Below are 26,322 nucleotides of genomic sequence, written 5' to 3'. Positions count from 1 at the left end.
AGTTCCGCGGCGTTCCCGGTCTCAGGGATTCGTCAGGACGATCGCCATGCCCAGACTGACCCGGTCGGACAGCGCGCCGCGCCGCCCGCGCATCTCGTAGTCGGTCCGATCGATCATCCCCTGCAGCTGGAGGACGCAACCCGCCATGCCGTGGGTGGGACACCGCGTGGGTTGCAGCCGGAACGACACGGGCTGCGTGACGCCACGGATGGTCAGCCTGCCCTGCACGTTGCCGCCCTGGCTCAGGACCTCCAGGGCGGTGGGCGAGGATTCGAAGTGGATGCGCGGGTGGTGACCCGCGTCGAAGAACTCGGGGGCCAGGACCCAGCGACGCAGGCGGGCGGACTCCATCCGGATGCTCTCGGTGTCGATGTCCGCGTTGACGACGGCCGTCTGCGTCGGCGGGTCGATGGTCACCTCACCACGGATGCCGTCGAAACTTCCGGTGACCGTGCTGACCCAGAGGAGGCGCACGCTGAATTCGGCGCGTGAGCGCACGGGGTCGATGCGCAGGTCGGCGGCGGACAGGGGCGTCGTCGCCAGGAGCGCGACGAACGCCGACAGCAGGTGGCGCATGGAGAAAACTCAGTTCGGTGGCGACCAGAAGGTCTCGAGCTTGGCTCTGCCGGGTTCGAGCGGGCCATGGGGGAACGTGAGGCGCGCCAGCGCACCTGGCGGCATGCCCCGGTAATCTTCGGAGCGCCCCTCGACGAGGAAGGCTACCAGTTGCTCGATGCCGGGATTGTGACCGACGAGCACCACGTGCTCGGCGCCCTGCTGCTGGTCGAGCAGCTCGAACAGGTCGCCCACGGTGGCGTCGTAGATGCCGTCCACGTATTCGGGTTCAACCTGGCCGAGGGCGAGGGCGGCGGTCTCCTTCGTGCGTTCGGAGGGTGAACACAGGACGCGGTCGTAGCGGACATGATGGGAGGCGAGCCACTCGCCGGCGGCGCGGGCCTCGTTGCGGCCGTGTTCCGTGAGTTTTCGCTCGCGGTCGTCCTTGCCGTCCTTGCCTTGCGGCGCGGCTTCGGCGTGGCGTAACAGGATGAGCTCTTGCATGGGTGTCGCCCTCCTCGATGCCACCGGTGGTGGCGTGACTGCCGACGCGTTGCCCTTGCGACTTCAGGTGCTTCGTTTGATCCAGCGAAGCAGTTTCGCCCAGTCGTCCTGGTGCCCGCGCACGTTTTCCGAGTGATAGTCGAAGATGCCCTTACCGAGCGCCGTGAGCAATACGTACGCCTGGGAGTCCCGAAGTTCCGCGACCACGGGAAACGGCGCACGCTCGCCGAGTTCCGCGAGTGCGGACTGGCTGGCGTTGGTCCAGGGTTTCAGGCGATTGCCGACGAGCCCGACCGGGAGCTTGCCGCGTTTCACGCGGCCGATGCCCTTGAGCACCTTGAGGAAATCGAGCGTGGCGTCGAGGTCGAAGTGCGAGGGCAGCACGGGCACGAGGATCACGTCCGCGTGATCGATATAGGGTTCGAGGTCTTTCTCGTCGACGCCGGCGGGCGTATCGACGATGACCCGCTCGACGCCGCCCGGCAGGCGGTCGAAGGCGCGGCGGCTGCCCTCGATGGCGGCGATCGCCGGTGCGTTCTCCGGACGGCGCTGGGCCCAGCGCAGGCTGGAATGCTGCCGGTCCGCATCGACGATGGCCGTGTGCTTGCCCGCGTGCGCCCAGTGGGTCGCCAGCTGGGTCACCACCGTCGTCTTGCCGCAACCGCCCTTGCTGCTTGCCACGAGCGTCGTAAGCATCCGCGCGCACCTGCCATGGGGAGTGTTCCTAATCTACACACCCCCAGGCATGGGTCCAAGCTCAGAAGATCTTCGTGCGGACCTTGGGCATCACGACGAGGATGAGGGTGGCGATCGGACCGAGGATGAGCGAGAGGAACCACCACAGCAGGCCGCTGCGGTTCTTTCCCTGGGCGAGGCCGGCATTGATCAGCGCGAGCGTGCCCCAGCCGACGAAGAAACCAGCGCCCCCGCTGGTGAGGAAGGCGAATTGATCCACGATAAGCTCCTGTTCTGTCGCAGGATTGAGTGTTGCGGTCGGTCGTGTGTCGGCCCGGAATCCCCCCGTGCAGGCCTCGATAGTAACAATCTCGTGCAAGATGGGGCCGGTTCGGCGCAGCTTCCGTTCATGGTCGAACCGTATCCTCTCGTCTTTTATGTCACGGAGATGGCCCATGCGGGGACGCCGCGTAGCGACACTGGCCCTGGCCGGCCTGCTTTCCCTGCCCACCCTGGCAGCCACGCCATGGCCGGGCGCCGCGAAGGACCCCGCGAAGGGGCCGGTCGCGAAGGACCAGAGCAAGTCCCTCCTGCAGTTCCAGAAGGACCTCGCCAGCGTGCTGGCGCTGCGGACCGAGTCCGAGCCGCTGCTTGCCGCCGCGCTCCTCGCGCGGCCGCTGTCGGGCGTCCCGGAAACGCTCACCTATCACTCGCTGCTCGAGCGCGCCTCGCGCAACGCCGACGCAGGTCCTCAGGTCGCATGGGCCCAGCTGGCCGACTGCGACGCCAGGGCGGGTAACTGCCCCAACCCCGAGGCCGTGACGGCGCTGCAATCGAAGGCATCGGACAACGCGGCGTTCTGGCTGCTGAAGCTCGGCATCGACGAACACAACGGAGCGAGCGACGCCGTTCGCACGGACCTCGCGAAGGCCGCCAGCGCGAAGCTCTACGACGATTACCTCGGCGCGAGCCTCAAGGCCCTGGCCAACCACGTGAGCCAGCTCCCGCCGCCGCCCGATACGTTCAACGCCCTGCAGGGTTCGGGCGCCGCGGGCGTGCAGATGGTGCTCGTCTTCGGCCTCGCCAGTGCGCAGCCGATGCCGGGCTTCCAGGTCGCCGCGAAGTACTGCGACGACAACAAGTCCGATGCTTCCGTGGTCGCCGACTGCCTGAAGCTCGCGAAGGTGCTGGAGTGGGGGAGCAGCCCGCTGGGCCGGTCGCTCGGTCTGCACCTGCGCGAGACGCTGTCGCCCGACGCGGCCGACCAGCAGAGCGCGAAGAACGCCCGTCTCAATCTCGTCTGGCAGATGCAGCAGTTCGCGCGCCTGAACGTGCAGGCGCAGGGCGACAAGGCCACGGCGCAGAAGCTGCTGTCTCTGGCGCGCACCGGCGGCACGGAGATGAGCGTCATCCTCGCCTCGCTCCGCGCCTACGGCCTTCCGCCGGAAGCACCCGCCGGATGGGAGCCGGCGAAGCTGGAGAAATAAAAAAAAGGCGCCCATGGGGCGCCTTTTTTTCGCAGGAGAGCCCGGGTTTCAGTCGCCCAGTTGCTCGCGCATGAACTCCGGCTGCGCCAGCGCGCCCTTGTGGACGTCGGCGTTGTAGTACTTCGTGGCGAAGTTCTTGCTGATCGCGCCGCGCTCGCGGAAGCCCGACAGATCGCCGTCCTTGCGCGCCATGGTGCAGCTCCACCAGCCGGTGGGGTAGCACGGCTGCGGGAACGGCAGGGTGCGCACCGCCTTGAAGCCCGAGGTGCGCATGGCCGAACGCATGGCCTTGATCAGCTCGATGTGCGCCAGCGGCGATTCGGACTGCTGCACGAGGATGCCGCCGTGGCGCAGGGCCTTGTAGCAGCTCGCGTAGAACGCGGCGTTGAACAGGCCTTCCGCCGGGCCCACCGGGTCGGTGGAGTCGACGATGATGAGGTCGATGGACTCCGGCTCGGCCTCGGCCATGTACTTGATGCCGTCGATGAAGAGCAGCTCGGCGCGCGGGTCGCCGTTCGCATCGCACAGCTCCGGGAAGTACTGCTCGGCGAGGCGCGTGACGCGCTCGTCGATCTCGACCTGCGTGGCCTTTTCGACTTCCTCGTGCTTGAGCACTTCGCGCAGCGTGCCGCAGTCGCCGCCGCCGATGATCACCACGCGCTTGGCGCGCGCATGGGTGAACAGCGCCGGGTGGGTCATCATCTCGTGGTACAGGAAGTTGTCGCGGCTCGTCAGCATGACGCATCCGTCGATCACCATGAGATTGCCCCAGTCCGTGGTCTGGTAGATCTCGATGGTCTGGAACGGGGTCTTCTCGGCGTGCAACAGGCGCTCGACGCGGAAACCGATGGAAGAGCCCGAGGCCTGGTGGGCTTCGGTGAACCAGCTGAGCTGCTGCGACATGACGCTTTCCTGAAAACGGGTAGGGGGCTAACCGGGCATTGTACCGGCTCCGGGGCGCCGTGCGGCCACGTCCTCGCCCGGGCTGGCCTGTAGGCTCATTCCGACCCGGCGCCGGGCGGGTTACCCCCCTGTCACGAGCGGCCGCTACAATAGGCGGCCTGCCGCCCCGTCCGGGGCGCGCAGCACCAAGTCTGGTCGGCCCCGCGGCGTGCGAGGCTCCCGGCCGCCAGGCCCGCTTCAGGTCAAGGTTCGCCGCTGCGACTGTTCCGCGCCCCCCATGGGGACACGACACAATCACTTGGAGATCGTCACAGCCATGACGAACTGGACCACCGATCGCGCGAAGCTGACCTACGCGATCCCCCATTGGAGCGACGGCTACGTCGACGTCGCCGGCGATGGCCACCTGACGATCCGCCCGCGCGGTAACGGGGGGCCTGCCCTCGACCTGCCGGCGATCGTCGACGCGGCCACCCGCGAGGGCCTGCGCCTGCCGCTGCTCGTGCGTTTCCCGGACATCCTCGCCGACCGCCTCGCGCGCCTCCAGCAGGCCTTCGCCAAGGCGATCGACGATGCCGACTACGCCGGCACGTACACGGCCATCTATCCCATCAAGGTGAATCAGCAGCGCGGCGTCGTCAGCGAGCTGGTCGCCGCCGGGGAGCAGGGCTTCGGCCTCGAGGCCGGTTCGAAGCCGGAACTGATGGCCGTGCTGGCGCACGCGCGCCCGGGCAGCATGGTCGTGTGCAACGGCTACAAGGATCGCGAATACGTCCGCCTCGCGCTGATCGGCCTCAAGCTCGGCCTGCGCGTGCACATCGTCATCGAGAAGCTTTCCGAGCTCGACCACGTGTTCGCCGAAGCGAAGGCGCTGGACGTCGAGCCGCTGCTCGGCGTGCGCGTGCGTCTGGCGTCGATCGGCGCCGGCAAATGGCAGAACACCGGCGGCGACAAGGGCAAGTTCGGACTGAGCCCGGGCCAGGTGCTGGAGCTGATCGAGCGCCTCGAAGCGGCCGGTCTGAAGCACACGCTGAAGCTGCAGCATTTCCACATGGGCTCGCAGATCTCCAACGTGCGCGACATCGCCGCGGGCATGCGCGAGGCCGTGCGCTACTTCATCGAGCTGCACCGCCTGGGCGTGCCCATCGAGGTCGTCGACGTGGGCGGTGGCCTCGGCGTCGACTACGAAGGCACGCGGTCGCGCAGCTACAACTCCATCAACTACAGCCTCGGCCAGTACGCCGCCAGCATCGTGCAGCCGCTCGCCGAGGCGGTGGCCGAGCACGGCATGAAGGCGCCGGTCATCTTCACCGAATCCGGCCGCGCGATGACCGCGCACCACGCCGTGATGGTCGTCAACGTCAGCGAAGTCGAGCCGGTGCCGCAGGGCGCGATTCCGGCCGAGCGCGCGGGCGAGCCGGCGGTGTTGCGCCACCTGCGCGAGACGCACGCGGAGCTCGACCATCGTCCGGCGCTGGAGCTGTTCCACGAGGCCCAGCACCACTTCGCCGAAGGCCAGGCGCTGTACGCGCTGGGGCAGCTCGACCTGCGCGACCGCGCCCGCCTCGACGAGCTGTTCTACGCCATCGCCAACGCCGTGCGCCCGCGCCTGCTGCCCGCCGAGCGGGCGCATCGGCAGGCGCTGGACGATCTCGACGAAAAGCTGGTCGACAAGTACTTCGTGAACTTCTCCGTGTTCGAGTCGGTGCCGGACATCTGGGCCATCGACCAGATCTTCCCGATCGTGCCGATCTCGCGCCTCGACGAAGAGCCGACGCGCCGCGGCGTCATCGCTGACCTCACCTGCGATTCCGATGGCCGCATCGATCACTACGTCGACGCCGAGGGCGTCGACGTCAGCCTGCCGCTGCATGATCTGAAGGACGACGAGTCGTACCGGCTAGGCATCTTCATGGTCGGCGCGTATCAGGAGACGCTGGGCGACATCCACAACCTGTTCGGCGATACCGATGCGGTGAACGTGCGCGCGACGGACGACGGGTACGCGTTCGCGCATATTCGCCGCGGCGACACGACGGACCTGATGCTCGACTACGTCGGCTACGACCTCAAGGCGCTGCGCCAGTCGTATGCGGATCGCCTCGCGGCCGCCGGCATCGCGGGCACGGAGGCCGAGACCCTGGCCGCCGCGCTCGACAAGGGCCTCACCGGATACACCTACCTCGCGGAAACCGCGGGCCGCTGACCGGACGGTGCGGCGCCGCCGCGCGCCGCACCGCGTTTCCTCTTTCTTCCAGGCACCACCATGACCCTCAAGGCAGCTTTCATCGGACTCGGCGCGATGGGCGCGCCCATGGCCGGTCACCTCCACGCGAAGGGCCTGCTGGCCGCCGTGGGCAATCGCACACAGGCCCGGGCCGATGCCCTGGCGGGCGAGCTCGGCGTCGCCGCGCCTTCGCTGGCGGAGATCGCGGCGTCCTGCGACGTGATCGCGCTGTGTGTCAGCGCGGATGCCGACGTCATCGGCGTCGTCGAAGCATTGGCTTCTTCGCTGAAGGCCGGCGCCATCGTGATCGACCATTCGACCGTCGCGCCAGCCACCGCGACGAAAGCGGCACGCCTGATCGCCGAGGCGGGCGGCTCGTTTCTCGACGCACCGGTTTCCGGTGGTGTCGAAGGCGCGAAGAACGGAAAGCTGTCGGTGATGGTCGGCGGCGACGCCGATGTGCTCGACCGCGCACGACCGGTGCTCGAGGCCTACGGTGCGCGCATCACGCACATGGGCAAGGTCGGCAGCGGCCAGGCGACGAAAGCCGTGAATCAGGTGCTGGTCGCGGGTATCGCCCATGCGGTCACGGAGGGTCTGGCGCTGGGTGAGGCGCTGGGTCTCGATGCCGACCGTCTGATCCCGACGCTCGCCGCGGGTGCCGCGGGCAACTGGTTCCTCGACAAGCGCGGCGCCACGATGCTGCGCAACGAGTTCTCGGTGGGCTTCAAACTGGCGCTGTTGCACAAGGATCTCGGCATCGTCCGTGGCATCGCCACCGACGCGGGCACGGATCGCACGATCATCGAGCAGTCGCTGGCCGATTTCGCCGAGCTGATGTCGCAGGGCTATGGCGACGACGACATCTCGGCGCTCATCCGCCTGAAGCGCGCATCCTGACATGACGCGTGCGCCGGGCTGTCGCCGGCGCACGCGAGGGGACTGCGGTTACGGCGTCGACGCCTCCCGCGGCGGGACGTCGTAGTTCGGTCCGGAGAAACTGCCGCTCTTCACCACGCGGGTACCGAGTTCGTCATCGAACGCGACGAACTCGAACGTCACGTCCACGTGTGTCCGGTCCGGGCTGAACTGCACGTCGACCCAGCCTTCTTGCGTGTCGAAGGCCCTGACACCAATGTACCCGGGCGGAGCGGGGATGTTCTCGGAAAAGGTAGCGAAAGCGGTGCCAGGGCCTTCCGGCCCGCCTAGCTGATACCGCCCGCTGACGGCGTGTGGCTCCCCGACGGGTGGAACGACGCCCAGGGTTACATAACCGCCCTTCCCGTCGTACGTTGCGAAGAGCCCCGAAAACGGCTGGCCCAACCAGTACTGCTCAACGAAATATCCCTGTCGTCCTACAAGAAGGTTGCCATTGACCAATGCCTTCAGGACCCCGTCGGACCGGGAGCTGAGAGTCGTCGTCTCGAAGGTCCGGTTGGCGAACTCTTGGATGGAGTACGTGGGGTTGTCGGCCATCGCCGGCATAGCGAAAGCGCCAGTGGAAAGGGCAAGAGAGAGAGCAGCGCGCGACAGGCGCGAGCGGAACGATCCGTACATGAAGCCTCCGTGGTGTGTGTGTCGGGACGCGCTGTGTATCCTGCCGGGTACATACCTACGAAAAAATCAGACCATTCTGAAAAATCCGACGATTCGCGTGCCGCGTGCAGCCCAAAGAGAAGACCGCCACGAGGGCGGTCTTCTGGTCGGGCGACCCTCGCAGAAATTCGGTTAAGGCGTCCGCACGTCTTGCGGCGGAAGGTCGTAGTTCGGGCCGGAGAAACTGCCGCTCTTCACCACGCGGGTACCGAGTTCGTCATCGAACGCGACGAACTCGAACGTCATGTCCACGTGTGTCCGGTCCGGGCTGAACTGCACGTCGACCCAGCCCTCCTTGATGTCGAAGCTCCTCATACCACCAGTGAATCCCGGCGGAGAGGTAATGTCCTCGAGGAAGCTGGCGAAAGCGGTGCCAGGGCCTTCCGGTACGCCGAGCTGATATCGGCCGCTGACGGCGTGCGGCTCCCCGAGTGGCGGAACCACGCCCAGGAGAACATAACCGCCCTTGCCGTCGTAAGTTGCGCGAGACGCCGTGAAACTTTGGCCCATAAACCATAGCTCCATCGCATACGCCTGGCGTCCTACAAGAAGGCTGTCATTGACCAACGCCTTCAGGACCCCGTCGCCCTGTACGCTGAGAGCCGATGCCTCGAGGGTTCGGGTGGCGTAGTCCTTCACGGAATACGTGGCGTCGTCGGCCATCGCCGGCATGGCGAAAGTGCTGGTGGAAAGGGCAAGAGAGAGAGCAGCGCGCGACAGGCGCGAGCGGAACGATCCGTACATGAAGCCTCCGTGGTGTGTGTGTCGGGACGCGCTGTGCATCCTGCCGGGGACATACCTACAAAAGAATCAGACCATTCTGAAAAATCCGACGATTTGCGTGGCGCGTGCAGGCCAAAGAGAAGACCGCCACGAGGGCGGTCTTATGGTCGGGCGATCCTCGCTGAAATTCGATTAAGGCGTCCGCACGTCTTGCGGCGGAAGGTCGTAGTTCGGGCCGGAGAAACGGCCGCTCTTCACCACGCGGGTACCGAGCTCGCCGCCCCGCGCGACGAATTCGAAGGTCACGTCCACGCGCGTCCGGTCGGGACTGAAATGTACGTCGACCCAGCCTTCCTTGATGTCGAAGGACGTGAAACCGGTGAATCCGGGCGGCGCGGGAATCCACTCTCTGTAGGTGGCGAAAGCGGTGCCAGGGCCTTCCGGAACGCCGAGCTCATACCGGCCGCTGACGGCGTGCAGCTCGCCGCGTCGTGGGATGACGCCAATGGTTATCGAGCCTCCCTTCCCGTTGTCTGTTCCGTAAAGCGTCGAAAACGGCGTGCCCTGCCAGGTCAGCTCCCTCATATATGCCTGCCGCTCCATGAGAAGGCCGCCATTGACCGACGCCGTCATGATCCCGTCGGACCGGGCGCCGAGAGCCGACGCCTCGAGGGTCCGGGTGGCGAAGTCCTTGATGGACATCGTGGCGTCGTCGGCCATCGCCGGCATGGCGAACGCGGTGCTGGAAAGAGCGGAAAGAAGGACGGCCCGCGACAGGCACGAGCGGAACGATGGGTGCATGAAAACTCCGTGGTGTGTGTCAGGACGCGCCTCGCATGCTGCCCGGCCCACACCCCGGAAAGAATCAGACTTGTCTGAAAAATCCGTCGACTTACACGTCGTGAAGCGACGCACAGGTTCGCGCTAGGGCGCGTTGGGGTCCGGGAGATCGGCGTAGGGGAGGAAGAACTTGCCGCGGCGGATAAATCGATTGCCCTCGGTGTCGTTCGTGGCGTCGAACTCGAACGTGCCCTCGACGCTCGTGCGGTCGGCGGCGAACGCCAACTCGATCCAGCCGCCGGTCGGGAGAAACCGGTTGAACCCCGACGGCGATTCTTCGAAGTAAACGGCTAAGCCGCTCCCGGGCTCTTCCGACAGGCCAATGTCGTATCGGCCGCTCGCCGCGTGAGCATGGCCGGCGGCGGGGAACGCCAGCAACTGGATCAGCGCGGAACGTTCGGTCCATGCGTCGTCCACCATGAAGAAGCGATCGCCCGTCAACGGGTGCAGATCCTCTTCAGCACGCGCGACGGCACTCATCACGAACACGTCGTTGACGGTACATGAAAATCCCCATTCGCTCCGATGGCGCGTTTCGAGCCGCGTGGCGAGCGTATCGATGAGGCGGCCGGCCCCTTTCGTTCTGGCGTTGCGCATGACTCCTCCTTGAGCTTGGCAACCGCGGGTGTCCTCCCTGGATACCCATCGGTTCGTGCAGGTCTACGCCGGGATCCCACTGGCGTCAACGGGCACGAAAGCGGCAACCGCGCGCCGTTCCTTGCAAAAAAAAGACCGCCACGAGGGCGGTCTTTTCGTCGGGCGGGCCGCGCCGGATCAGCTGCCTTCTTTCAGGGCGATGGCGCTGATGCCGGCGGACTGCAGACGCTGTTTCGTGCTCTCCAGATCGGTGGCCGACTTGAAGGGGCCGAGGCGGACACGGTTGTAGGTCTGCGCACCGACCTTGACCGACTGAACGTTGGCCACGAAACCCTGCAGCGCGAGCTTTGCCTTGAGAGCCTCGGCATCCGCCGCGCTCGGGAACGCGCCCACCTGGAGCAGGTACCCGGAGCTGCCCGACGCCGTGGCCGGTGCCGGCTGCGCCGGCGTCGCGGTCACCGTCTGCGTCGTCGCCTTCGGCAGGTTCGTCGCGGCGGCGGTCGTCTGCGCCTGCTGCTGCGCCTGCGCCTGTGCCTGTTGCGCCGCCGCGGCCTGTGCCTGCGCCTGCGCGGCCTGTTGCTGCTGCTTCTGCTGCGCTTCGGCACTCGCCTGCGCCCGGATCTCGGCGTCGGGAATGCGGACCTCTTTCTCGGAGAGCACCGAATAGAAATCGTACGAGGGCTTCTTCGGCTTCTCCGCCTCGGCCTGGTCGACGACGCCCGGATCGCTGCCCTTCTGCGCGGTGGCCTGCGGGTTCGGTTCCGGGCCCTGGTGCTGGCGCATCATCGGCATCCACGTGCCGCGCATCGCGAAGGCCATGAGCAGGGCGCCGGCGAGGATGCCGATCAGCGCCCAGCTCCAGCCTGGCATGCCGCTCGAGCCGTTGCGGACGGCCTGGCGGCCCTTGCCCTTCTTGCGTGTTGCCATTTACATGCTCTCCGGGGCGGAAATGCCCAGCAGATCCAGACCGTTCCTGAGCACCTGCTGCGTGGCGGCCACCAGCGCGAGGCGTGCGTCACGCAGATCGGCGTCGTCGACGATCCATTTGTGCTCGTGATAGTAGCTGTGCAGCGCGCCCGCGAGTTCGCGCAGGTACTGCGCGATCAGGTGCGGTTCCAGGTTCGCCGCGGCGGACTCCACGATCTCGGGGTAGCGCGAGAGCTCGACCATCAGGATTGACTCGTGCTCCGTGTCGAGACGGCCAAGCTTCGCGATCCCGTTGCCGCGATCGGTCGCGAGGCCGCGCTCCGCGAGTTCGCGGAACACGCGGCTGGCGCGGGCGTGGGCGTACTGGATGTAGTAGACGGGGTTGTCGTTGCTCTGCGAGCGGGCGAGGTCGATGTCGAACACCAGCTGCGAATCGGCCTTGCGCGCGATCAGGAAATAACGCGTGGCGTCGCGGCCGGCCTCGTCGATGAGGTCGCGCAGCGTGACGTAGGAGCCGGCGCGCTTGGAGATCTTCACCTCCTCGCCGCCGCGCATCACCGTGACCATCTGGTGCAGCACGTACTCGGGCCAGTTCTTCGGAATCCCGGTGTCCAGCGCCTGAAGGCCGGCCTTCACGCGGGCGAGCGAACCGTGGTGGTCGGAGCCCAGCTCGGTGATGGCGCGCTCGTAGCCGCGCTGCCACTTGGTGCGGTGGTAGGCCACGTCGGGAAGGAAGTAGGTGAACGTGCCGTCGGACTTGCGCATGACGCGGTCCTTGTCGTCACCGAAGTCCGTCGAGCGCAGCCATAGCGCGCCGCCTTCCTCGTAGGTGTGACCGTGGGCGACGAGTTCGCGAACGGTCTCGTCGACCTTGCCTTCGCCATACAGCGACGACTCGAGGTAGTAGACGTCGAAGCCGACGCCGAAGGCCTTGAGGTCGAGGTCCTGCTCGTGGCGCAGGTAAGCGACGGCGAAGCGGCGTACGTCGTCCAGGTTGTCGGCATCGCCGGTGGCGACGACGGTTTCGCCGTCGGCCTCGACCGATTCGCCGGCCAGGAAGGCACGCGCCACGTCGGCGATGTAGTCGCCACGGTAGCCGGATTCCGGCCAGCCCGCTTCGTCCGGGGCGATGCCCCGGGCGCGGGCCTGCGTGGAAAGCGCCAGGTTGGCGATCTGGACACCGGCGTCGTTGTAGTAGAACTCGCGGAACACTTTCCAGCCCGCCGCATCGAGAAGACGCGCGATGCTGTCACCGATGGCCGCCGCGCGGCCGTGGCCGACGTGCAGCGGGCCCGTCGGGTTGGCCGACACGAACTCCACGCCCGCGGTGCGGCCGGCGCCATCGCGATTGCGGCCGTACCGGTCGGCTTCCGCGAGGGCGCGCTCGATCTCCGCGTGGAACGCGGCCGGCGCCAGCGAGAAATTGATGAAGCCCGGTCCGGCGATCTCCACCTTGCCCACCCGGACCGAGGCCGGCATGGCCTCGACGAGATCGGTCGCGATGTCGCGCGGCTTCCGGCCGGCGGACTTGGCCATCATCATCGCCGCGTTGGTCGCGAAATCGCCGTGCTCGCGGTTGCGGGTCCGTTCGATCACGAAATCCGGGGCCACGAAGTCGGACGGCAGTTTGCCGGACTCCCGCAATGCGCCGATGGCCTGCAGGACGAGTTGTTTCAGCTCTTGTTTCACGGGATGGGCGACGCGGATATGGAACCGGCAATCCTATCAGATGGCGCGCGGCCGTCGGCCGGCCGGGGGAGCCCGTCCATCCACAGCCTGTGGATAACTCTGTGGGCAAGACGGAGCCGCCGGGGCGGCGACAGGCAGGTACGCATCGTGACACGACCCTGCAACACATGAAAATCATTTAAATCAATGCATTGCAATCCTGACTTGCGCCGGGACAACAACTGTGACGGCCAAGTGGGAAAAAGCGCCCATGTGCATAACTTCGGCGGCGCAGTGGCGAAGCAGGCGCGAAAGCGGCACGTCACGGCGCTGTCATCCCTCATCGTCACAATGTTCCTCGTGCCCGGTGTCTCCCCGGCCCAACGGCACGACGGTCGCCCACCCCTCCCTCGAAAGGTGACCCCCCCAGACGGCGCGAGCGGCACTCGCGCCGTCTTTTTTTGGTCGCTCAGCGGCTCCTGGCCAGCAGCAGGCCCCGCTCCGCCATGGAAACGGGTTCGCCCCGTCCCACCACGATGTGATCGAGCACGCGAATGTCCATCAGGGCGAGTGCGTCGACCAGGACCTGCGTGATGTCGCGGTCGGCCCGGCTGGGCTCCGGGACGCCCGAGGGGTGGTTGTGGGCGAGGATGACCGCGCTGGCGTGATGGCGCAGGCATGCGCGTACCACCTCGCGGGGATAGACGCTGGCACCGTCGATGGTGCCGCGGAACAGTTCCTCGTACGCGAGGACCCGATGCCTGGTGTCCAGGAAGAGGCAGGCGAACACCTCGTGCGACAGGTGACTCAGTCGCGCCTGCAGGTACTGCGCACTGTCGCGCGGGCTCTCGATGCGGGGCAGGTCGGTCAGTCCTTCGCCCAGGGCGCGACGCGCCAGCTCCAGGGCGGCGACCAGCCGCGCCCGCTTCACCGGTCCGATGCCCGGCACGGGCGGCAGGTGGTCCGGCTCGGCGAGGAGGCGGCCGAGGCTACCCGCGCGGGAAAGCAGGGCGCGGCCCGTCGCGACGGCGTCGCAGCCCGCCGTGCCGTTGCCGATCAGAACGGCCAGCAGCTCGGCGTCGGACAGCGCCGCCGCACCGTGCGCGTACAGCCGTTCCCGCGGCCGGTCGTTGGCGGCCCATTGCCGGATCGGCGGCTGGCGATACGCGACGGGTGGCACGGTGGCATCGCGGACCGTGGAGGGCGGGTTCGTGGGCGACTTCATGGCTTCCCTTCGATGAGGGCCGCACGGGGGTTGCGGCACGATGTACAAGGTAGGGTTGCGATCGCGATGTGGCGATAGAACGATTCTGAAAAATCGCTCCGGAAGTGCGATGGTGGAAATCCGTTAAGCTAACGTGCCTTCCGAACCGCCATCCCGCCATGAGCCTTCGCCAGCGTCGCATCCTGATTGGCGTTACCGGTGGTATCGCCGCGTACAAGATCTGCGAACTCGTGCGGCGCCTCCGCGACCTCGAGGCCGAGGTGCGCGTCGTGATGACGGAAGGCGCCACGCATTTCGTCACGCCCACGACGTTCCAGGCCCTTTCTGGCCAGCCGGTGCGCGTGAGCCTGTGGGACGAGCAGGGCGAGGCCGCGATGGGGCATATCGAGCTCGCCCGCTGGGCCGAGCGCGTCCTGATCGCGCCCGCGAGCGCCGACACCATCGCGCGCCTGGCGCACGGCCATGCCGACGACCTTCTGACGACGGTCGTGCTGGCCACCGCGGCGCCGGTGTACGTGGCGCCTGCGATGAACCAGCAGATGTGGGCGAACCTCGCCGTGCAGGCCAACGTCGGCACGCTTCGCGTCCGCGGCGTCGGTGTCCTGGGCCCAGCCGACGGCGACCAGGCCTGCGGGGACATCGGCTCAGGCCGCATGCTGGAACCGCACGAACTGCGCGACATCCTCGTGGCGTCGTTCGGCGAGCAACCGCTGCGCGGTCGGCGCGTCGTCGTCAGCGCCGGCCCGACGTATGAAGACATCGATCCCGTGCGCTTTATCGGCAATCGAAGCTCCGGTCGCATGGGTTTCGCGGTCGCCGCGGCGGCGCGCGACGCGGGGGCGTCGGTGACGCTGGTGGCCGGTCCTGTGTCGCTTCCCACGCCGCCGGGCGTCGAGCGCGTCGACGTCCGCAGCGCGCGCCAGATGCACGACGCCGTCGTGGCGGCGTGCGCGGGCGCCGACATCTACATCGGCGCGGCGGCGGTGGGCGACTATCGCCCCGTCGAAGCGGCGGACTACAAGCTGAAGAAGGCGGGCGGCGTGCCGCTGCGCCTCGAGCTCACCGAGAACCCGGATATCATCGCGGCGCTCGCGGTGCAGCCCGTGCGCCCGTACCTCGTGGGCTTCGCCGCGGAGACCCGCGACATCGAGGGGTATGCGCAGGACAAGCTGGCCCGCAAGGGCATCGACATGATCGCGGCGAACGATGTCACGAGCGGGAAAGGCTTCGAGGTGGCGGACAACGCGCTGCACGTCTACTGGCATGGCGGCGACGAAGCGTTGCCCGAGATGCCGAAGACCGAACTGGCCCGACGGCTCATCGCGCTCATCGCCAAACGATTCCTCACCGGAACCACGCCTTGATAGACATCGAACTGAAGATCCTCGATCCGCGCCTGGGCGACTCGATCCCGCTGCCGGAACCGGCCACCGCGGGTAGCGCGGGCATGGACCTGCGCGCGGCGGTGGATGCGCCGCTGACGCTGGTACCGGGAGAGAGCGCGCTGGTGCCCTCGGGACTGGCGATCCACATCGGCGATCCGGCATGGTGCGCGCTGATCGTGCCGCGCTCCGGCCTGGGCCATAAGCAGGGACTCGTGATGGGCAACCTCGTCGGCGTCATCGACGCGGACTATCAGGGTCCGTTGATGATCTCGTGCTGGAACCGCGGAAGCGCGCCGGTGACCATCGCGCCCGGCGACCGGATTGCGCAATTATTGCTCGTGCCGGTCGGCCGAGCGCGCCTCCGGGTGGTAGAAGGGTTCACCCCCTCGCAGCGGGGCGAGGGAGGATTCGGCTCGACGGGTGTTGGCTGATTCTGCCGGGGTAGCGAAGGGGCGACATGGCATCGAAAGAGGGAGGGGCGGGACGCATGTCCCGTGTGGATCTGCGACGTTTGCTGCCCCTGGCGGGCGCGACGTTGCTGCTCGTCGCCGGCGTTTTCTGCGCGTGGCAGACCTGGCTGATCGCCGATGAGGGAAGCGCCGCCGAGCGCACGCATGCGGCCCAGCGGGATACCACGCGAGAACTCGGCGCGCTGATCGCGGGCAAGCGCGAAGCCCTGCAGCGCGCGCTCATGGCAGGCGGCATCGCGACGTCCATCGACGATCACGCCACGGCGGCGGAAAGGCTGCGCGCGGCGCTCCCTTCCGTCCGCGTCGTCGAGGTCTACAGCGGCGGCCTGGATGAGGTGGTGCGTGCCAACTACCGTGAGTTCGGCTACGCGAAGGCCGCGCAGCTCATGGCCGCCCTGGGCGGCAGCGGACCGCCGCGGGCGTCCACGTCGCTGAAGGACGGCGAGCGACGGCTATCCATGGTCGAGCCTGTGGCGGGCGAGGGCACGGTTCGCGCCTGGATCTGGCTCGAATACCCCTTCGACGACATCGTCGCCCGGTTCGATGCCGCATCGCCGGGCGGCGGCCGCCTCGAGCTGCGCCAAGGCGAGGGACGCGACAGCCTGCGCCTGCTGGACGTCGGCTCCCGGTCCGCCGAACTCGAAGCCGAAGGGCAGCGCGTGGAGGGCACGTCGCTGTTCGTGTTCGCCGCGATGCCCAAGGCCTTCATCGTCATTCCGCACTCGGAGGCGCTCGGCGCGTTGCTGTCCCTGGTGGGACTCGGCGGCGGTGCCTTGCTGCTCTGGGGCCTGCGCCGCCGCCCGGCCGTCGAACCCGAGGCGATGCCCGAGCCGGACGTGATGGTGGCGGACGTCGTGCGCAAGCCGAGGCTGCCCCCGACGCCCGCGCCGGCCGCCGTCGCAGCGCCCACGCCCGTCGCCGCTCCGGCGGCCGGCGAGCCGTCGCTCGATCCGGCGATCTTCCGCGCGTACGACATCCGCGGCGTGGTCGGTAAGACGCTCACCGCCGACATCGCCCATCGCATCGGCCAGGCCATCGGCGCGCGCATGCTCGACGCCGACCTCCGCGAGATCGTCGTCGGGCGCGACGGGCGGCTCTCCGGTGCCGAGCTGGCCCACGCCCTGTCGGACGGCCTGCGGGCCGCCGGCATCGACGTGATCGACCTCGGCATGGTGCCGACACCGGTCGTCTACTTCGCCGCCTACCACTTCGGCACGGGTTGCGCCGTCTCGGTCACGGGAAGCCACAATCCCGCGGACCACAACGGCTTCAAGATCGTGATCGGCGGCGAGACGCTCTCCGAAGACGCGATCGCCGACCTGCATCGGCGCATCGTGGCGGGCAACCTGCCCGCCGACGGCGTGGGCACCTGGCGCGAGCAGTCGGCAACGGAGGCATACGTGGCCCGCATCGCCGGCGACGTCGCCGCCGAGCGGCGCCTCAAGGTCGTCGTCGACGCCGGCAACGGCGTGGCGGGGGCCGTGGCCCCGCGCGTGCTCGAGGACATCGGTTGTGAAGTGATCCCGTTGTACTGCGATGTCGACGGTCAGTTCCCGAACCACCATCCCGATCCGTCCGATCCGCGCAACCTCGCCGATCTCATCGCCGCCGTGCACACGATCGGCGCCGACCTCGGCATCGCGTTCGACGGCGACGGCGACCGGCTGGGCGTCGTGACGCAGGCGGGCGAGATCGTGTGGCCCGATCGTCTGCTGATGCTCTTCGCGCAGGACGTGCTCGCGCGCAATCCCGGCGCCACGATCATCTACGACGTGAAGTGCACCGGCCACCTGCGTGGCGTGATCCAGCAGTCGGCCGGCGTGCCGCTGATGTGGCGCACGGGGCACTCGCTGATGAAGGCCAAGCTGCGCGAGACGGGCGCGGCGCTTGCCGGCGAGATGAGCGGCCACTTCTTCTTCGCCGACAACAACCGCTGGTACGGTTTCGACGACGGTATCTACGCGGCGGCGCGCCTGCTCGAGATCGTCGCTGGCGACGTGGAGGAGCGCAGCGTGGCGGAGCTGTTCGACACGCTGCCCAAGAGCGTTTCCACACCCGAACTGCGTCTGCCCATGGAAGAGGGCGCGCACTTCCGTTTCATGGACGCGTTCCGCGCGTCGGCGACGTTCGACGATGCGCGGGTCACGACGATCGACGGCGTTCGCGTGGATTGGGCGGACGGTTTCGGACTGGTCCGGGCGTCCAATACGTCGCCCGCGCTCATCTTCCGCTTCGATGCCGATAGCGCCAGGAGCCTGGAGCGCATCAAGCAATCGTTCCGCCAGCGCGTGCTGGCGGTCGACAAGTCCCTCGCGTTGCCTTTCTAGCGGCGGCTACCGCGGGCCGCTGGCGGCGCTGGCGGCCTTCAGTTCCCTGTAGTGGCGGAGCTGGGCGTCCAGGTTGGCCTTGGCCGATTCCTTCGCCGCGAGCTGGCGCTGTAGCGTGGCACGCAGCGACGCCACCGTGTTGCGCTGCTCGGCGATGCGGTCGTTGAGGTACTTGGGCACCGGCTGCTTCGCGCGTTCGAGGTCGCCGGCGCGGGCGAGCAGATCGGCGAGGGCCTTTTCCTGTCCCTGCAGATTGAGGCGCGTGGTGCGCGCCGCCTGCTCGAAGTTGTCGAGCTCGGCGCCCTTCGCCGCCGCGAAGGCGGCCTCGTTCGGGTATGCGTTGAGCATCTGGGCGTCTTCGCGCTGGCGCTGCTGCTGAGCCTGCAGCGCCGCCGCCTGGGCGTCGGCCACTTTCCGCGCCGCGGCGCGTTCGTCGGCCGTCAGCTGGCGATCCACATGGCGGACGACCATGCCCTGGGCGTTGACGATGTCGTAGCCGGCCTTCATCGCCTCCGGCGAGAGACTGTCGCTGAAGTACGAATGCCCGGTGGCATCCTTCCAGCGATACCGGTAGGCGTTGTTGTTCGTGGTGTTCTGGGCGAACGCGGCCGTGCCGATGCACAGTGCCGCCCCCGCCAGGATGTATCGCGCTGCTCGCATGCTTTCCCCTCCTGTCGATGGAGTATAGCCAGCGCGGGCAGGCGGATTGCGCGCGGCCGGCAAGCCGCGCCGGCCGCGTGACGCAATCGCCGTTTTCCCTCAGCCGCTCACGCCGTAGCGGTCGCGGTAGGCCACCAGCCGGCCATGCTCGGCGGCGAGTTCGGGCCGCTCGCCGGCGTAGGCCAGCACGTCGGCCAGGCTGGCGATGGCGATCACGGGGATGCCGAACTGGGCCGCGACTTCCTGGGCGGCGGAGCGGTCGCCCTGGCCGCGCTCCTGGCGATCGAGCGCGATGAGCACGCCCGCGGGCTCGGCACCCTGCGCCCGGATCAGTTCCAGGGATTCGCGCACGGCGGTGCCGGCGGTCATCACGTCGTCGACGATCAGCACGCGGCCTTTCAGCGGCGCGCCGACCAGCGTGCCGCCTTCGCCGTGATCCTTGGCCTCCTTGCGGTTGTAGGCCCAGGGCACGTCGCGGTCCTGGGTGTCGGCCAGCGCGATCGCCGTGGCGGCGGCCAGGGCGATGCCCTTGTACGCCGGACCGAACAGCATGTCGAAGGGGACGCCGGAGCGAACCGCCGCCTCGGCGTACGAGCGCCCCAGGCGGGCCAGCGCGGCCCCCGAGTCGATCCGGCCCATGTTGAAGAAGTACGGGCTGCTACGTCCCGACTTCAGGGTGAACTCGCCGAAGCGGAGGACGTCGCGGGCGAGGGTGAGTTCGATGAATTCGCGTTGGTAGTCGTGCACGGGCGATCTCGGGCGGGAGCGATGGGAGACCGCCATGGTACAGCCGGGTCCGAGGGGCGGCCCACCCGCGGGTTATCATGGGCGGATCGCCGAACGCATCGACAGGGCCCCATGCGCATCATTTCGCTGAACGCCAACGGTATCCGCTCCGCCGCCACCAAGGGCGTGTTCGAGTGGCTTCGCAAGCAGGACGCCGACGTCGTCTGCCTGCAGGAAACCAAATCGCAGGAATCCCAGCTCACCGACCCGATGTTCCGGCCCGACGGTCACCATTGCTTCTACCACGACGCCCGCAGCAAGAAGGGCTACAGCGGCGTGGCCATCTATTCGAAACGCGAGCCGGACGAAGTGCGCGTGTCGCTCGGCCGCGAGGACTTCGACTGCGAGGGCCGCTACATCGAGGCGCGCTACGGCAACCTGAGCGTCGTCTCGTTCTACATCCCGTCGGGATCGTCCGGCGACGAACGGCAGCAGTACAAGTTCCGGGTGATGGAGTGGCTGACGCCGATCCTGCGCGAGTGGGCGGCCAGCGGCCGCGACTATGTGCTGTGCGGCGACTGGAACATCGTCCACACGAAGAACGACATCAAGAACTGGACCTCGAACCAGAAGAACTCGGGCTGCCTGCCCGAGGAACGCGCCTGGCTCGACCTGCTGTTCAACGAGATCGGCTGGGTGGACAGCTTCCGCGCCCTCAAGCCCGACGCCGTCGAGTACACCTGGTGGTCGAACCGGGGCCAGGCACGCGCGAACAATGTGGGGTGGCGGATCGATTACCAGATCGTCACCCCCGGCCTGCGCGACCGCCTGCGCGACTGCTCGATCTACCGCGACGAGCGCTTCTCGGACCATGCGCCGTTCACCGTGGACTACGCGGAGTGAGCAGCGGCGGGGAGCCCGCGCGCTACAAGGGCTGGCATGGTCTGTTCGCGGCGTTCGCTCAGCCGGGCGCGGTCATCATGCTGTTCTTCGGCCTCGCCTCGGGGCTGCCGTTCCTGCTGGTGGGCAACACGCTGTCGGCGTGGCTGAAGGAATCCGGCGTCGATTACGGCGCCATCGGCATCGCCAGCTACGTCACGTTCGCCTACAACTTCAAGTTCCTCTGGGCGCCCGTGGTCGACAGGTTCCGCCTGCCGCTCTTCGGCCGCCTCGGCCTGCGCCGTGGCTGGCTGATGTTCGCGATCCTGCTGCTCGGTGCCGGGCTGCTGGGCATGGCGGCGATGCCGCCCACGGTGTCGCTGCCGCGATTCATGGGCATGACGTTGATCGCGGCCATCGCGGGAGCGACGATCGACATCGTCGTGGACGCGTACCGCGTGGAGATCGCGCCGCAGGAAGCGCAGGGCGCCCTGGCCGCCACGTACACGCTCGGCTATCGGCTCGGGCTGATCGCCGGCGGCGCGGGCATCCTGATCGTGGCGGACGCCTTCGGCTGGCAGGGCGGCTACGTGGCCATCTGCGCGCTGCTCGTGGTGCCCTTCGTCACGGTGCTCGTGGCACGCGAACCCGAACATAGGGTGCGCGAGCGCGTGCCCCTGCGCGTCGCGGTACAGGAAGGCTTCGTCGGGCCGTTCCGCGACTTCCTCGCGCGGTTCGGTGCGCCCCTGGCCCTTGGCCTGCTCCTCTTCGTGGCGCTGTTCCGGCTGCCGGACCAGATGCTCGGCGTGATGGCGTATCCGTTCTACCTCGACGCGGGATTCAGCAAGACGCAGATCGCCGAGGTCTCGAAGGTTTACGGCGTGATCATCGGCATCCTCGGCGCGCTGCTGGGCGGCTGGGCCGTCGTGCGTTTCGAGATGCGCCGGCTGCTCGTGGTCGCCGCCATCGGCGTGGCGCTGTCGAACATGCTCTATCTGCTCATGGCCGCGAATCCCGGCCAGACGTGGGCCTTCGTCGCCACGCTCTCCGGCGACAACTTCGCGCAAGGCTTCGCCGGGCCGGTGCTGGTGGCCTTCATGTCCGGCCTGGTCAACCGCAGCTTCACGGCCACGCAGTACGCGCTGCTCAGCGCGCTGGCGAACCTTCCGGGCAAGATCATCGGTGGATTCTCGGGATTCCTCGTCAAGGATTCGGGCTACGCGTCGCTCTTCGTGGTCAGTACCGTCTCGATCGTGCCGACGCTCATCGTGCTGGCATGGCTGTGGAAACGGATGCCGCGGCCGGAGGGCGGCGACGCGACGTAAGCCGAATGGCCGACCTTCGCGTCATGCCAGAAATGTGTACCATCGGCCCCACAGGGGGCATGCGCGAGGAGGGTCACGCACGTGCCAGATATAGTGGTGAGACATATCGACGAGCAGATGGCCGAGCGGATCAAGACGCTCGCCCGTGAACGACGCTGGTCGATCAACGAGGTCATCCTGCACGCGTTGCGTTACGGGCTGGGTCTGAGCCCGGGCGACGTGTTCAACGAGCTTTTGCTCGAACCGGGCGACATCGCGCACCTGACGGGTGCGTGGGACGCCGAGGAACAGGCCGCGTTCCAGGAAGCACTGTCCGCGCTGGCGCAGGCGTCGCCGTCGACGCTGGCCGATGCCGGTGCGCGGCCGGTGAAGGCTCCGGAGACGTTCTAGCGCGATTCCTGCGAGGCGGCGTAAACCGCACCCAGCAAGCGAAGGCCCCGCGCACCGGTCACCGCCGGAAGATTCCCCGGCTCGCCACGCACGCGGCGATAGGCCAGCCATGCGAAGGCCATCGCCTCCATCTGGTCGGGATCGATGCCGAAATCGGCGCTCGAACGCAACGCGCGACCTTCGAGGCGCGCCGTGAGCGCACGCATCAGCGCCGTGTTGTGCACCCCGCCGCCGCATGCGACGACGTCGACGGCGTCCGGCGCGTAACGCGCGATGGCGTCGCCGATCGAGGCCGCGCTCAACGCCAGCAGCGTCGCCTGCACGTCCTCCGGACTCAGATCGGCCACGCGCGGATGTTCGTCGAGCCACGCCAGATGGAAGTGTTCCCTGCCGGTGCTCTTGGGCGGGTCGAGCACGAAATAGGCGTCGTCGAGCAACTCGGCCAGCAAGGCGGCGTCGACCGTACCCGAGGCCGCGAAAATGCCGTCGCGATCGAAGGCTTCGCCGCGGTGGCGAAGGCACCAGGCGTCCATCAGTCCGTTGGCCGGACCCGTGTCGAAACCGGTGACGTCGCCCTCCGGCGTCAATCGCGTGACGTTGGCGATCCCGCCGAGGTTGAGCACGACGCGCGAGCCGTTCGACGGACGCAGCACCGTGGCGTGGAAGGCGGGTACGAGGGGCGCGCCCTGACCACCGGCGGCGACATCCGCGCGGCGGAAGTCGGCCACGGTGTCGATGCCGCTGCGTTCCGCGATCACCGAGGCATCGCCGATCTGCAGCGTGAACGGGTGAGTGCCCGACGGGCGATGGCGGATGGTCTGACCGTGCGAGCCGATGGCGGTAACGGACGATGCCGGCACGCCGGCCTTCGCGATCACGGCGCGGGCGGCATCGGCGAACGCCATCCCCACGGCGACGTCGAGGCGCCCGTAGGCGTCGAGGTCGAGACGGAGTTCGTCCTGCGCGACCGCGAGGATCCTCGCGCGGAGCGCGTCCTCCCAGGGATGCGTCAGGCCCGCGACGAGTGCGGGGCGTCCGTCGGTGAAACGGACCAGGGCCGCGTCGATGCCGTCGGCGCTGGTCCCGGAGATGAGGCCGAGGTAGAGGCCGTCCGTGGTCGCCACGGATCAGCCGCCGTCGTTCTTCGCGGTCTCGCTGCGGGCGAGCTTCGTGTTGTTGTCCACCTGGTTCAGGCGGACGAGCTGCGGCCCGACGATCTCTTTCTTGAACTTCGCCAGCTGCGCGGCGGGGAGCGGCTCCGGCTTCGGCAGCGTGACCGTCTGCGGATCGCGCTGCGCGTTGTTGACGCGGAATTCGTAGTGCAGGTGCGGGCCGGTGGCGAGGCCGGTCATGCCGACGTAGCCGATGGTGCTGCCCTGGCTGACGCGCTGGCCGACGCGCAGGTTCGCGAAGCGCGACATGTGGCCGTAGGCGGTGCTGATCGACGCGTTGTGCTGGATCACGACGAAGTTGCCATAGCCGTTCATCCAGCCACGGAACTTGACGACGCCGTCGCCGGCCGCGTGGATCGGCGTGCCCGAGGGAGCGGCGTAATCGACGCCCTTGTGCGCGCGCATCTTGCCGAGGATCGGGTGCATGCGGCCCGCGCTGAACTGCGACGAGATGCGCGTGAAGTCGACCGGGATGCGCAGGAACGAACCCTGCAGCGGACGGCCTTCCTCGCTGTAGTAGCCCACCTTGTCGCCGTTCTTGTAACGGTACGCGGTGTAGCGCTTGCCCTGGTTGATGAACTCGGCGGCGACGATGTCGCCTTCGCGCATGAACGCGCCGTCGCTGTAGACGTCGTCGTAGACGACGGTGAAGTTGTCGCCTACGCGGAGGTCCTGCACGAAGTCGATGTCGAACTTGAAGACCTCGGCGAGCTTCAGGACCATCGCGTTGCTCATGCCGGCCTTCGACGCCGCGCCGAACAGGGAGCTGTCGATGAGGCCGTGCGCGATGTGCTCGCGACGCTGCACGTCGCGCTTCTGCGTGGTGAGTTCGGCCTTGCCGCTCGTGAAACGCAGCGTGGCGACGCTCGTTTCGTCCTGGTCGAACCGCACGCCCTCGAGCGTGTGGTCGGCGTTGACGAGGAACTGGAATTCCTGGCCGGGCTTGATCTGGTGGAAGACCTTCGTGCCGCCGGCGGCGTCGATGACGCGTTGCAGATCGGTCATCGACAAGCCCTGCGCGACGAAGATGTCCGCGAGCGTCTGGCCGGGTTGCACCTGCACGGTGTTCCAGGTCTCCACCGGCGGGAGGGGCTTCACGCTGGCGGGATCGAGGCGCGGCACGGCGAGCGGCACGACGGCGAGGGCGACGTTCGACTGCACGTCGGGGCGCGGAATGTCCGTGTTGACGCGTGGCAGCGCGGTGGCGACGGTTTCCTTGCGCATCGCGCCGGCCCATGCCGGAATCACGAGCGCCGAAAGGATGACCAGAAAGAAAGCGGTGCCGGCGAGGATCCAGCGCTCGCGCGACCAGCTCAGCGGCTCGGCCGACGCGTTGCGACTGAAGGACCAGTGGGCGCGGCTGTCGTAGAAGTGCGAATGACGGCGCTGCGCCTTGCGCCGGATGGCCTGCTTGCGAGCGCTGTGCGCTCCGCGGTTCACATCACCCATTGTCTTTCTTGTATCCGCTCGCCCCGAGTTGTCGCGTACCATAACGGCCCTGTGCAAAGGCCGTCAACGCCTTTTCCATCAAGGCTTTGCATCACATCTTGCGGTTAACGCACAATTAACCCCCACGGCGTTTTCACACACGAATGTGAAGGCCGTCGATCCCCCTATATAGAGAGCAAGCATGAACGAGCTGGACCAGGCCCTGGCACTGATCGCCCGCGGCGCCGACGAGATCATCAAGAAGGAAGACCTCGAGGCCCGCCTGAAGACCGGGCGCCCCCTGCGCATCAAGGCGGGGTTCGATCCGACGGCGCCGGACCTGCACATCGGCCATACCGTGCTGCTCAACAAGATGCGCCAGTTCCAGGATCTCGGGCACCAGGTGATCTTCCTGATCGGCGACTTCACGGGAATGATCGGCGACCCCACCGGCAAGAACGTGACGCGCAAGCCGCTGACCCGCGAGGACGTGCTGGCGAACGCGGAGACCTACGCCGAGCAGGTCTACAAGGTGCTCGACCGCGAAAAGACCGAGCTGCGCTTCAATTCCGAGTGGTTCGGCAAGATGGGCGCCGCCGACATGATTCGCCTGGCCGCGCAGCACACGGTGGCGCGCATGCTCGAGCGCGACGACTTCGCCAAGCGCTACAAGGCCGAGCAGCCCATCGCCATCCATGAATTCCTTTATCCGCTGGTGCAGGGTTACGACTCCGTCGCCCTCGAGGCGGATGTCGAACTCGGCGGCACGGACCAGAAGTTCAACCTGCTGATGGGGCGCGCCCTTCAGGAGCATCACGGCCAGGCGCCGCAGATCGTGCTGACCATGCCCCTGCTCGAGGGACTGGACGGCGTGGCCAAGATGTCCAAGTCGCTGGGCAACTACATCGGCATCAACGAGCCGGCGATCGACATCGTCACCAAGACGATGAAGATCGGCGACGACCTCATGTGGCGCTGGTTCGAGCTGCTCAGCTTCGAGGTGTCGCTCGACGAGCTGGCGACCATGAAGGCGGATATCGCCTCCGGCGCGCTGAACCCGCGCGACGCCAAGCTGAGGCTCGCGCGCGAGTTGGCCACGCGTTTCCACGACGCGGGCGCCGCCGAACAGGCCATCGCCGGCTGGCATGCGGTGGTGCGCGGGGAGGGCGATACCTCGCTCCTGCCGCTCACCGACATCGCGGCGCCTGCCGAAGGCTTCCGTCTGGCCGCCCTTTTGACCGCCGCGGGCGTCACGCCGAGCAATTCGGAAGCGAACCGGAAGCTGAAAGAGCGCGCGGTGCGCATCGATGGCGAGGTCGTGGAGGACACTTCGCGGGTCTTCACGGCCGGATTCGAGGGCGTGCTCCAGGTCGGCAAACGAAACTTCACGCGTATCCGGCTGATTTAACGCAGGTTTCAAAAAAACTTCACGAAAGGGGTTGCGGCATTCTTAGGAATCCGTATTATTCGCCTCCCCGCAGCGGCCCACGTCGAAAGACGAACGCTACGGCAGCTGTATCGCCTCGTCGGCGACCTCGAAAAAAAGTTTCACGAGGGTGTTGACGGAAACGAAAAACGATATAGAATGGGCGGCTCACCTCGGGACGAAATGTTCAGAGGGCATCAACGAAAG

26 protein-coding genes are annotated in these 26,322 nt (G+C 67.6%); 10 read left to right on the top strand and 16 right to left on the bottom strand.

Annotation, left to right across the window (positions count from 1 at the left end):
• Positions 1-21: 21 nt before the first annotated feature.
• From J2X58_RS13125 to J2X58_RS13110, 4 genes are all read right to left on the bottom strand, one after another.
• On the bottom strand, positions 22-576 hold the full coding sequence (locus J2X58_RS13125) for a YceI family protein (protein WP_090058405.1): 555 nt from the start codon (positions 574-576) through the stop codon (positions 22-24).
• Positions 577-585: 9 nt separating this feature from the next.
• Positions 586-1,059, bottom strand: a complete 474-nt coding sequence (locus J2X58_RS13120; protein WP_310048700.1) for a histidine phosphatase family protein — start codon at positions 1,057-1,059, stop codon at positions 586-588.
• Between the two features lie 63 nt (positions 1,060-1,122).
• Positions 1,123-1,755: a ParA family protein gene (locus J2X58_RS13115; RefSeq protein WP_090058409.1), complete on the bottom strand. Its 633-nt coding sequence runs from the start codon at positions 1,753-1,755 to the stop codon at positions 1,123-1,125.
• Between the two features lie 61 nt (positions 1,756-1,816).
• Positions 1,817-2,014 carry an antitermination protein NusB gene (locus tag J2X58_RS13110; protein ID WP_090058410.1) on the bottom strand — a complete coding sequence of 66 codons (198 nt, stop codon included), beginning with the start codon at positions 2,012-2,014 and terminating at the stop codon, positions 1,817-1,819.
• Between the two features lie 175 nt (positions 2,015-2,189).
• Here J2X58_RS13110 and J2X58_RS13105 point away from each other — a divergent pair, with 175 nt between their 5' ends.
• Complete coding sequence (locus J2X58_RS13105; RefSeq protein WP_310048698.1) at positions 2,190-3,221, top strand: hypothetical protein; 1,032 nt, start codon at positions 2,190-2,192, stop codon at positions 3,219-3,221.
• Between the two features lie 48 nt (positions 3,222-3,269).
• Here J2X58_RS13105 and speE read toward each other — a convergent pair whose 3' ends face one another.
• Complete coding sequence (gene speE, locus J2X58_RS13100) at positions 3,270-4,124, bottom strand: polyamine aminopropyltransferase (RefSeq protein WP_090058416.1); 855 nt, start codon at positions 4,122-4,124, stop codon at positions 3,270-3,272.
• Positions 4,125-4,440: 316 nt separating this feature from the next.
• Here speE and speA point away from each other — a divergent pair, with 316 nt between their 5' ends.
• Together speA and J2X58_RS13090 are read left to right on the top strand one after the other, a co-directional pair.
• The gene (speA, locus tag J2X58_RS13095; RefSeq protein WP_090174876.1) at positions 4,441-6,330 is read left to right on the top strand and encodes an arginine decarboxylase; all 1,890 of its coding nucleotides are present in this window, start codon (positions 4,441-4,443) and stop codon (positions 6,328-6,330) included.
• Between the two features lie 60 nt (positions 6,331-6,390).
• Entirely contained in the window at positions 6,391-7,251 is an 861-nt protein-coding gene (locus tag J2X58_RS13090) for an NAD(P)-dependent oxidoreductase (RefSeq protein WP_310048696.1), read from the top strand.
• A 48-nt stretch (positions 7,252-7,299) separates the two neighbouring features.
• Here J2X58_RS13090 and J2X58_RS13085 read toward each other — a convergent pair whose 3' ends face one another.
• From J2X58_RS13085 to radC, 7 genes are all read right to left on the bottom strand, one after another.
• Complete coding sequence (locus J2X58_RS13085) at positions 7,300-7,908, bottom strand: hypothetical protein (RefSeq protein WP_310048694.1); 609 nt, start codon at positions 7,906-7,908, stop codon at positions 7,300-7,302.
• Positions 7,909-8,079: 171 nt separating this feature from the next.
• Entirely contained in the window at positions 8,080-8,691 is a 612-nt protein-coding gene (locus J2X58_RS13080) for a hypothetical protein (RefSeq protein WP_310048692.1), read from the bottom strand.
• Between the two features lie 171 nt (positions 8,692-8,862).
• Positions 8,863-9,471 carry a hypothetical protein gene (locus J2X58_RS13075; RefSeq protein ID WP_310048691.1) on the bottom strand — a complete coding sequence of 203 codons (609 nt, stop codon included), beginning with the start codon at positions 9,469-9,471 and terminating at the stop codon, positions 8,863-8,865.
• Positions 9,472-9,594: 123 nt separating this feature from the next.
• On the bottom strand, positions 9,595-10,107 hold the full coding sequence (locus J2X58_RS13070) for a hypothetical protein (protein WP_310048690.1): 513 nt from the start codon (positions 10,105-10,107) through the stop codon (positions 9,595-9,597).
• Positions 10,108-10,284: 177 nt separating this feature from the next.
• Complete coding sequence (locus J2X58_RS13065; protein ID WP_310048689.1) at positions 10,285-11,034, bottom strand: SPOR domain-containing protein; 750 nt, start codon at positions 11,032-11,034, stop codon at positions 10,285-10,287.
• Positions 11,035-12,723 (bottom strand): arginine--tRNA ligase, encoded by a 1,689-nt coding sequence (gene argS / locus J2X58_RS13060; RefSeq protein ID WP_310048688.1) that lies wholly within the window; start codon positions 12,721-12,723, stop codon positions 11,035-11,037.
• Positions 12,724-13,171: 448 nt separating this feature from the next.
• Positions 13,172-13,927: a DNA repair protein RadC gene (radC, locus tag J2X58_RS13055; protein ID WP_310048687.1), complete on the bottom strand. Its 756-nt coding sequence runs from the start codon at positions 13,925-13,927 to the stop codon at positions 13,172-13,174.
• Between the two features lie 158 nt (positions 13,928-14,085).
• Here radC and coaBC point away from each other — a divergent pair, with 158 nt between their 5' ends.
• From coaBC to J2X58_RS13040, 3 genes are read left to right on the top strand one after another with little or no spacing between them, the layout of a single operon-like run.
• Entirely contained in the window at positions 14,086-15,291 is a 1,206-nt protein-coding gene (gene coaBC / locus J2X58_RS13050) for a bifunctional phosphopantothenoylcysteine decarboxylase/phosphopantothenate--cysteine ligase CoaBC (RefSeq protein ID WP_310048686.1), read from the top strand.
• Positions 15,288-15,743: a dUTP diphosphatase gene (gene dut / locus J2X58_RS13045; protein WP_310048685.1), complete on the top strand. Its 456-nt coding sequence runs from the start codon at positions 15,288-15,290 to the stop codon at positions 15,741-15,743. Before coaBC ends, dut begins: the two co-directional genes overlap by 4 nt.
• Before the next feature lie 56 nt (positions 15,744-15,799).
• Positions 15,800-18,109, top strand: coding sequence for a phosphomannomutase/phosphoglucomutase (locus tag J2X58_RS13040; RefSeq protein ID WP_310048683.1), 2,310 nt, complete (start codon positions 15,800-15,802; stop codon positions 18,107-18,109).
• A gap of 6 nt (positions 18,110-18,115) precedes the next feature.
• Here J2X58_RS13040 and J2X58_RS13035 read toward each other — a convergent pair whose 3' ends face one another.
• Positions 18,116-18,769 (bottom strand): DUF4124 domain-containing protein, encoded by a 654-nt coding sequence (locus J2X58_RS13035; protein WP_310048682.1) that lies wholly within the window; start codon positions 18,767-18,769, stop codon positions 18,116-18,118.
• 99 nt (positions 18,770-18,868) lie between these two features.
• Positions 18,869-19,516: an orotate phosphoribosyltransferase gene (gene pyrE / locus J2X58_RS13030; RefSeq protein ID WP_090174864.1), complete on the bottom strand. Its 648-nt coding sequence runs from the start codon at positions 19,514-19,516 to the stop codon at positions 18,869-18,871.
• A 111-nt stretch (positions 19,517-19,627) separates the two neighbouring features.
• Here pyrE and J2X58_RS13025 point away from each other — a divergent pair, with 111 nt between their 5' ends.
• The 3 genes from J2X58_RS13025 (at position 19,628) to J2X58_RS13015 (ending at position 22,089) form a co-directional block, all read left to right on the top strand.
• On the top strand, positions 19,628-20,398 hold the full coding sequence (locus J2X58_RS13025; RefSeq protein WP_310048680.1) for an exodeoxyribonuclease III: 771 nt from the start codon (positions 19,628-19,630) through the stop codon (positions 20,396-20,398).
• Positions 20,395-21,699: an MFS transporter gene (locus J2X58_RS13020; RefSeq protein ID WP_310048679.1), complete on the top strand. Its 1,305-nt coding sequence runs from the start codon at positions 20,395-20,397 to the stop codon at positions 21,697-21,699. The genes J2X58_RS13025 and J2X58_RS13020 overlap by 4 nt, the downstream gene beginning before the upstream one ends.
• A 96-nt stretch (positions 21,700-21,795) precedes the next feature.
• The gene (locus J2X58_RS13015; protein ID WP_310048678.1) at positions 21,796-22,089 is read left to right on the top strand and encodes a hypothetical protein; all 294 of its coding nucleotides are present in this window, start codon (positions 21,796-21,798) and stop codon (positions 22,087-22,089) included.
• Here J2X58_RS13015 and J2X58_RS13010 read toward each other — a convergent pair.
• Together J2X58_RS13010 and J2X58_RS13005 are read right to left on the bottom strand one after the other, a co-directional pair.
• Positions 22,086-23,213, bottom strand: a complete 1,128-nt coding sequence (locus J2X58_RS13010) for an anhydro-N-acetylmuramic acid kinase (protein WP_310048676.1) — start codon at positions 23,211-23,213, stop codon at positions 22,086-22,088. The two genes, J2X58_RS13015 and J2X58_RS13010, sit on opposite strands and share 4 nt — an antisense overlap.
• Before the next feature lie 3 nt (positions 23,214-23,216).
• Positions 23,217-24,710, bottom strand: a complete 1,494-nt coding sequence (locus tag J2X58_RS13005; RefSeq protein ID WP_310048675.1) for a peptidoglycan DD-metalloendopeptidase family protein — start codon at positions 24,708-24,710, stop codon at positions 23,217-23,219.
• A 181-nt stretch (positions 24,711-24,891) separates the two neighbouring features.
• Here J2X58_RS13005 and tyrS point away from each other — a divergent pair, with 181 nt between their 5' ends.
• Complete coding sequence (gene tyrS / locus J2X58_RS13000; RefSeq protein WP_310048674.1) at positions 24,892-26,097, top strand: tyrosine--tRNA ligase; 1,206 nt, start codon at positions 24,892-24,894, stop codon at positions 26,095-26,097.
• The last annotated feature ends 225 nt before the right edge of the window (positions 26,098-26,322 follow it).

It is taken from the genome of Luteibacter sp. 3190 (assembly GCF_031456385.1).
Classification (GTDB): Bacteria; Pseudomonadota; Gammaproteobacteria; order Xanthomonadales; family Rhodanobacteraceae; genus Luteibacter.
The sequence above is the reverse complement of the archived record's forward strand: the minus strand, read 5'-3'. Positions and strand labels throughout refer to the sequence as shown.

Excerpts from the sequence above, each read along its gene's own strand:
- J2X58_RS13125 (WP_090058405.1), bottom strand. The coding sequence starts at position 576 with ATGCGCCACCTGCTGTCGGCGTTCGTCGCGCTCCTGGCGACGACGCCC.
- J2X58_RS13120 (WP_310048700.1), bottom strand. The coding sequence starts at position 1,059 with ATGCAAGAGCTCATCCTGTTACGCCACGCCGAAGCCGCGCCGCAAGGC.
- J2X58_RS13115 (WP_090058409.1), bottom strand. The coding sequence starts at position 1,755 with ATGCTTACGACGCTCGTGGCAAGCAGCAAGGGCGGTTGCGGCAAGACG.
- J2X58_RS13105 (WP_310048698.1), top strand. The coding sequence starts at position 2,190 with ATGCGGGGACGCCGCGTAGCGACACTGGCCCTGGCCGGCCTGCTTTCC.
- speE (WP_090058416.1), bottom strand. The coding sequence starts at position 4,124 with ATGTCGCAGCAGCTCAGCTGGTTCACCGAAGCCCACCAGGCCTCGGGC.
- speA (WP_090174876.1), top strand. The coding sequence starts at position 4,441 with ATGACGAACTGGACCACCGATCGCGCGAAGCTGACCTACGCGATCCCC.
- J2X58_RS13090 (WP_310048696.1), top strand. The coding sequence starts at position 6,391 with ATGACCCTCAAGGCAGCTTTCATCGGACTCGGCGCGATGGGCGCGCCC.
- J2X58_RS13085 (WP_310048694.1), bottom strand. The coding sequence starts at position 7,908 with ATGTACGGATCGTTCCGCTCGCGCCTGTCGCGCGCTGCTCTCTCTCTT.
- J2X58_RS13080 (WP_310048692.1), bottom strand. The coding sequence starts at position 8,691 with ATGTACGGATCGTTCCGCTCGCGCCTGTCGCGCGCTGCTCTCTCTCTT.
- J2X58_RS13075 (WP_310048691.1), bottom strand. The coding sequence starts at position 9,471 with ATGCACCCATCGTTCCGCTCGTGCCTGTCGCGGGCCGTCCTTCTTTCC.
- J2X58_RS13070 (WP_310048690.1), bottom strand. The coding sequence starts at position 10,107 with ATGCGCAACGCCAGAACGAAAGGGGCCGGCCGCCTCATCGATACGCTC.
- J2X58_RS13065 (WP_310048689.1), bottom strand. The coding sequence starts at position 11,034 with ATGGCAACACGCAAGAAGGGCAAGGGCCGCCAGGCCGTCCGCAACGGC.
- radC (WP_310048687.1), bottom strand. The coding sequence starts at position 13,927 with ATGAAGTCGCCCACGAACCCGCCCTCCACGGTCCGCGATGCCACCGTG.
- coaBC (WP_310048686.1), top strand. The coding sequence starts at position 14,086 with ATGAGCCTTCGCCAGCGTCGCATCCTGATTGGCGTTACCGGTGGTATC.
- J2X58_RS13040 (WP_310048683.1), top strand. The coding sequence starts at position 15,800 with ATGTCCCGTGTGGATCTGCGACGTTTGCTGCCCCTGGCGGGCGCGACG.
- J2X58_RS13035 (WP_310048682.1), bottom strand. The coding sequence starts at position 18,769 with ATGCGAGCAGCGCGATACATCCTGGCGGGGGCGGCACTGTGCATCGGC.
- J2X58_RS13025 (WP_310048680.1), top strand. The coding sequence starts at position 19,628 with ATGCGCATCATTTCGCTGAACGCCAACGGTATCCGCTCCGCCGCCACC.
- J2X58_RS13005 (WP_310048675.1), bottom strand. The coding sequence starts at position 24,710 with ATGGGTGATGTGAACCGCGGAGCGCACAGCGCTCGCAAGCAGGCCATC.
- tyrS (WP_310048674.1), top strand. The coding sequence starts at position 24,892 with ATGAACGAGCTGGACCAGGCCCTGGCACTGATCGCCCGCGGCGCCGAC.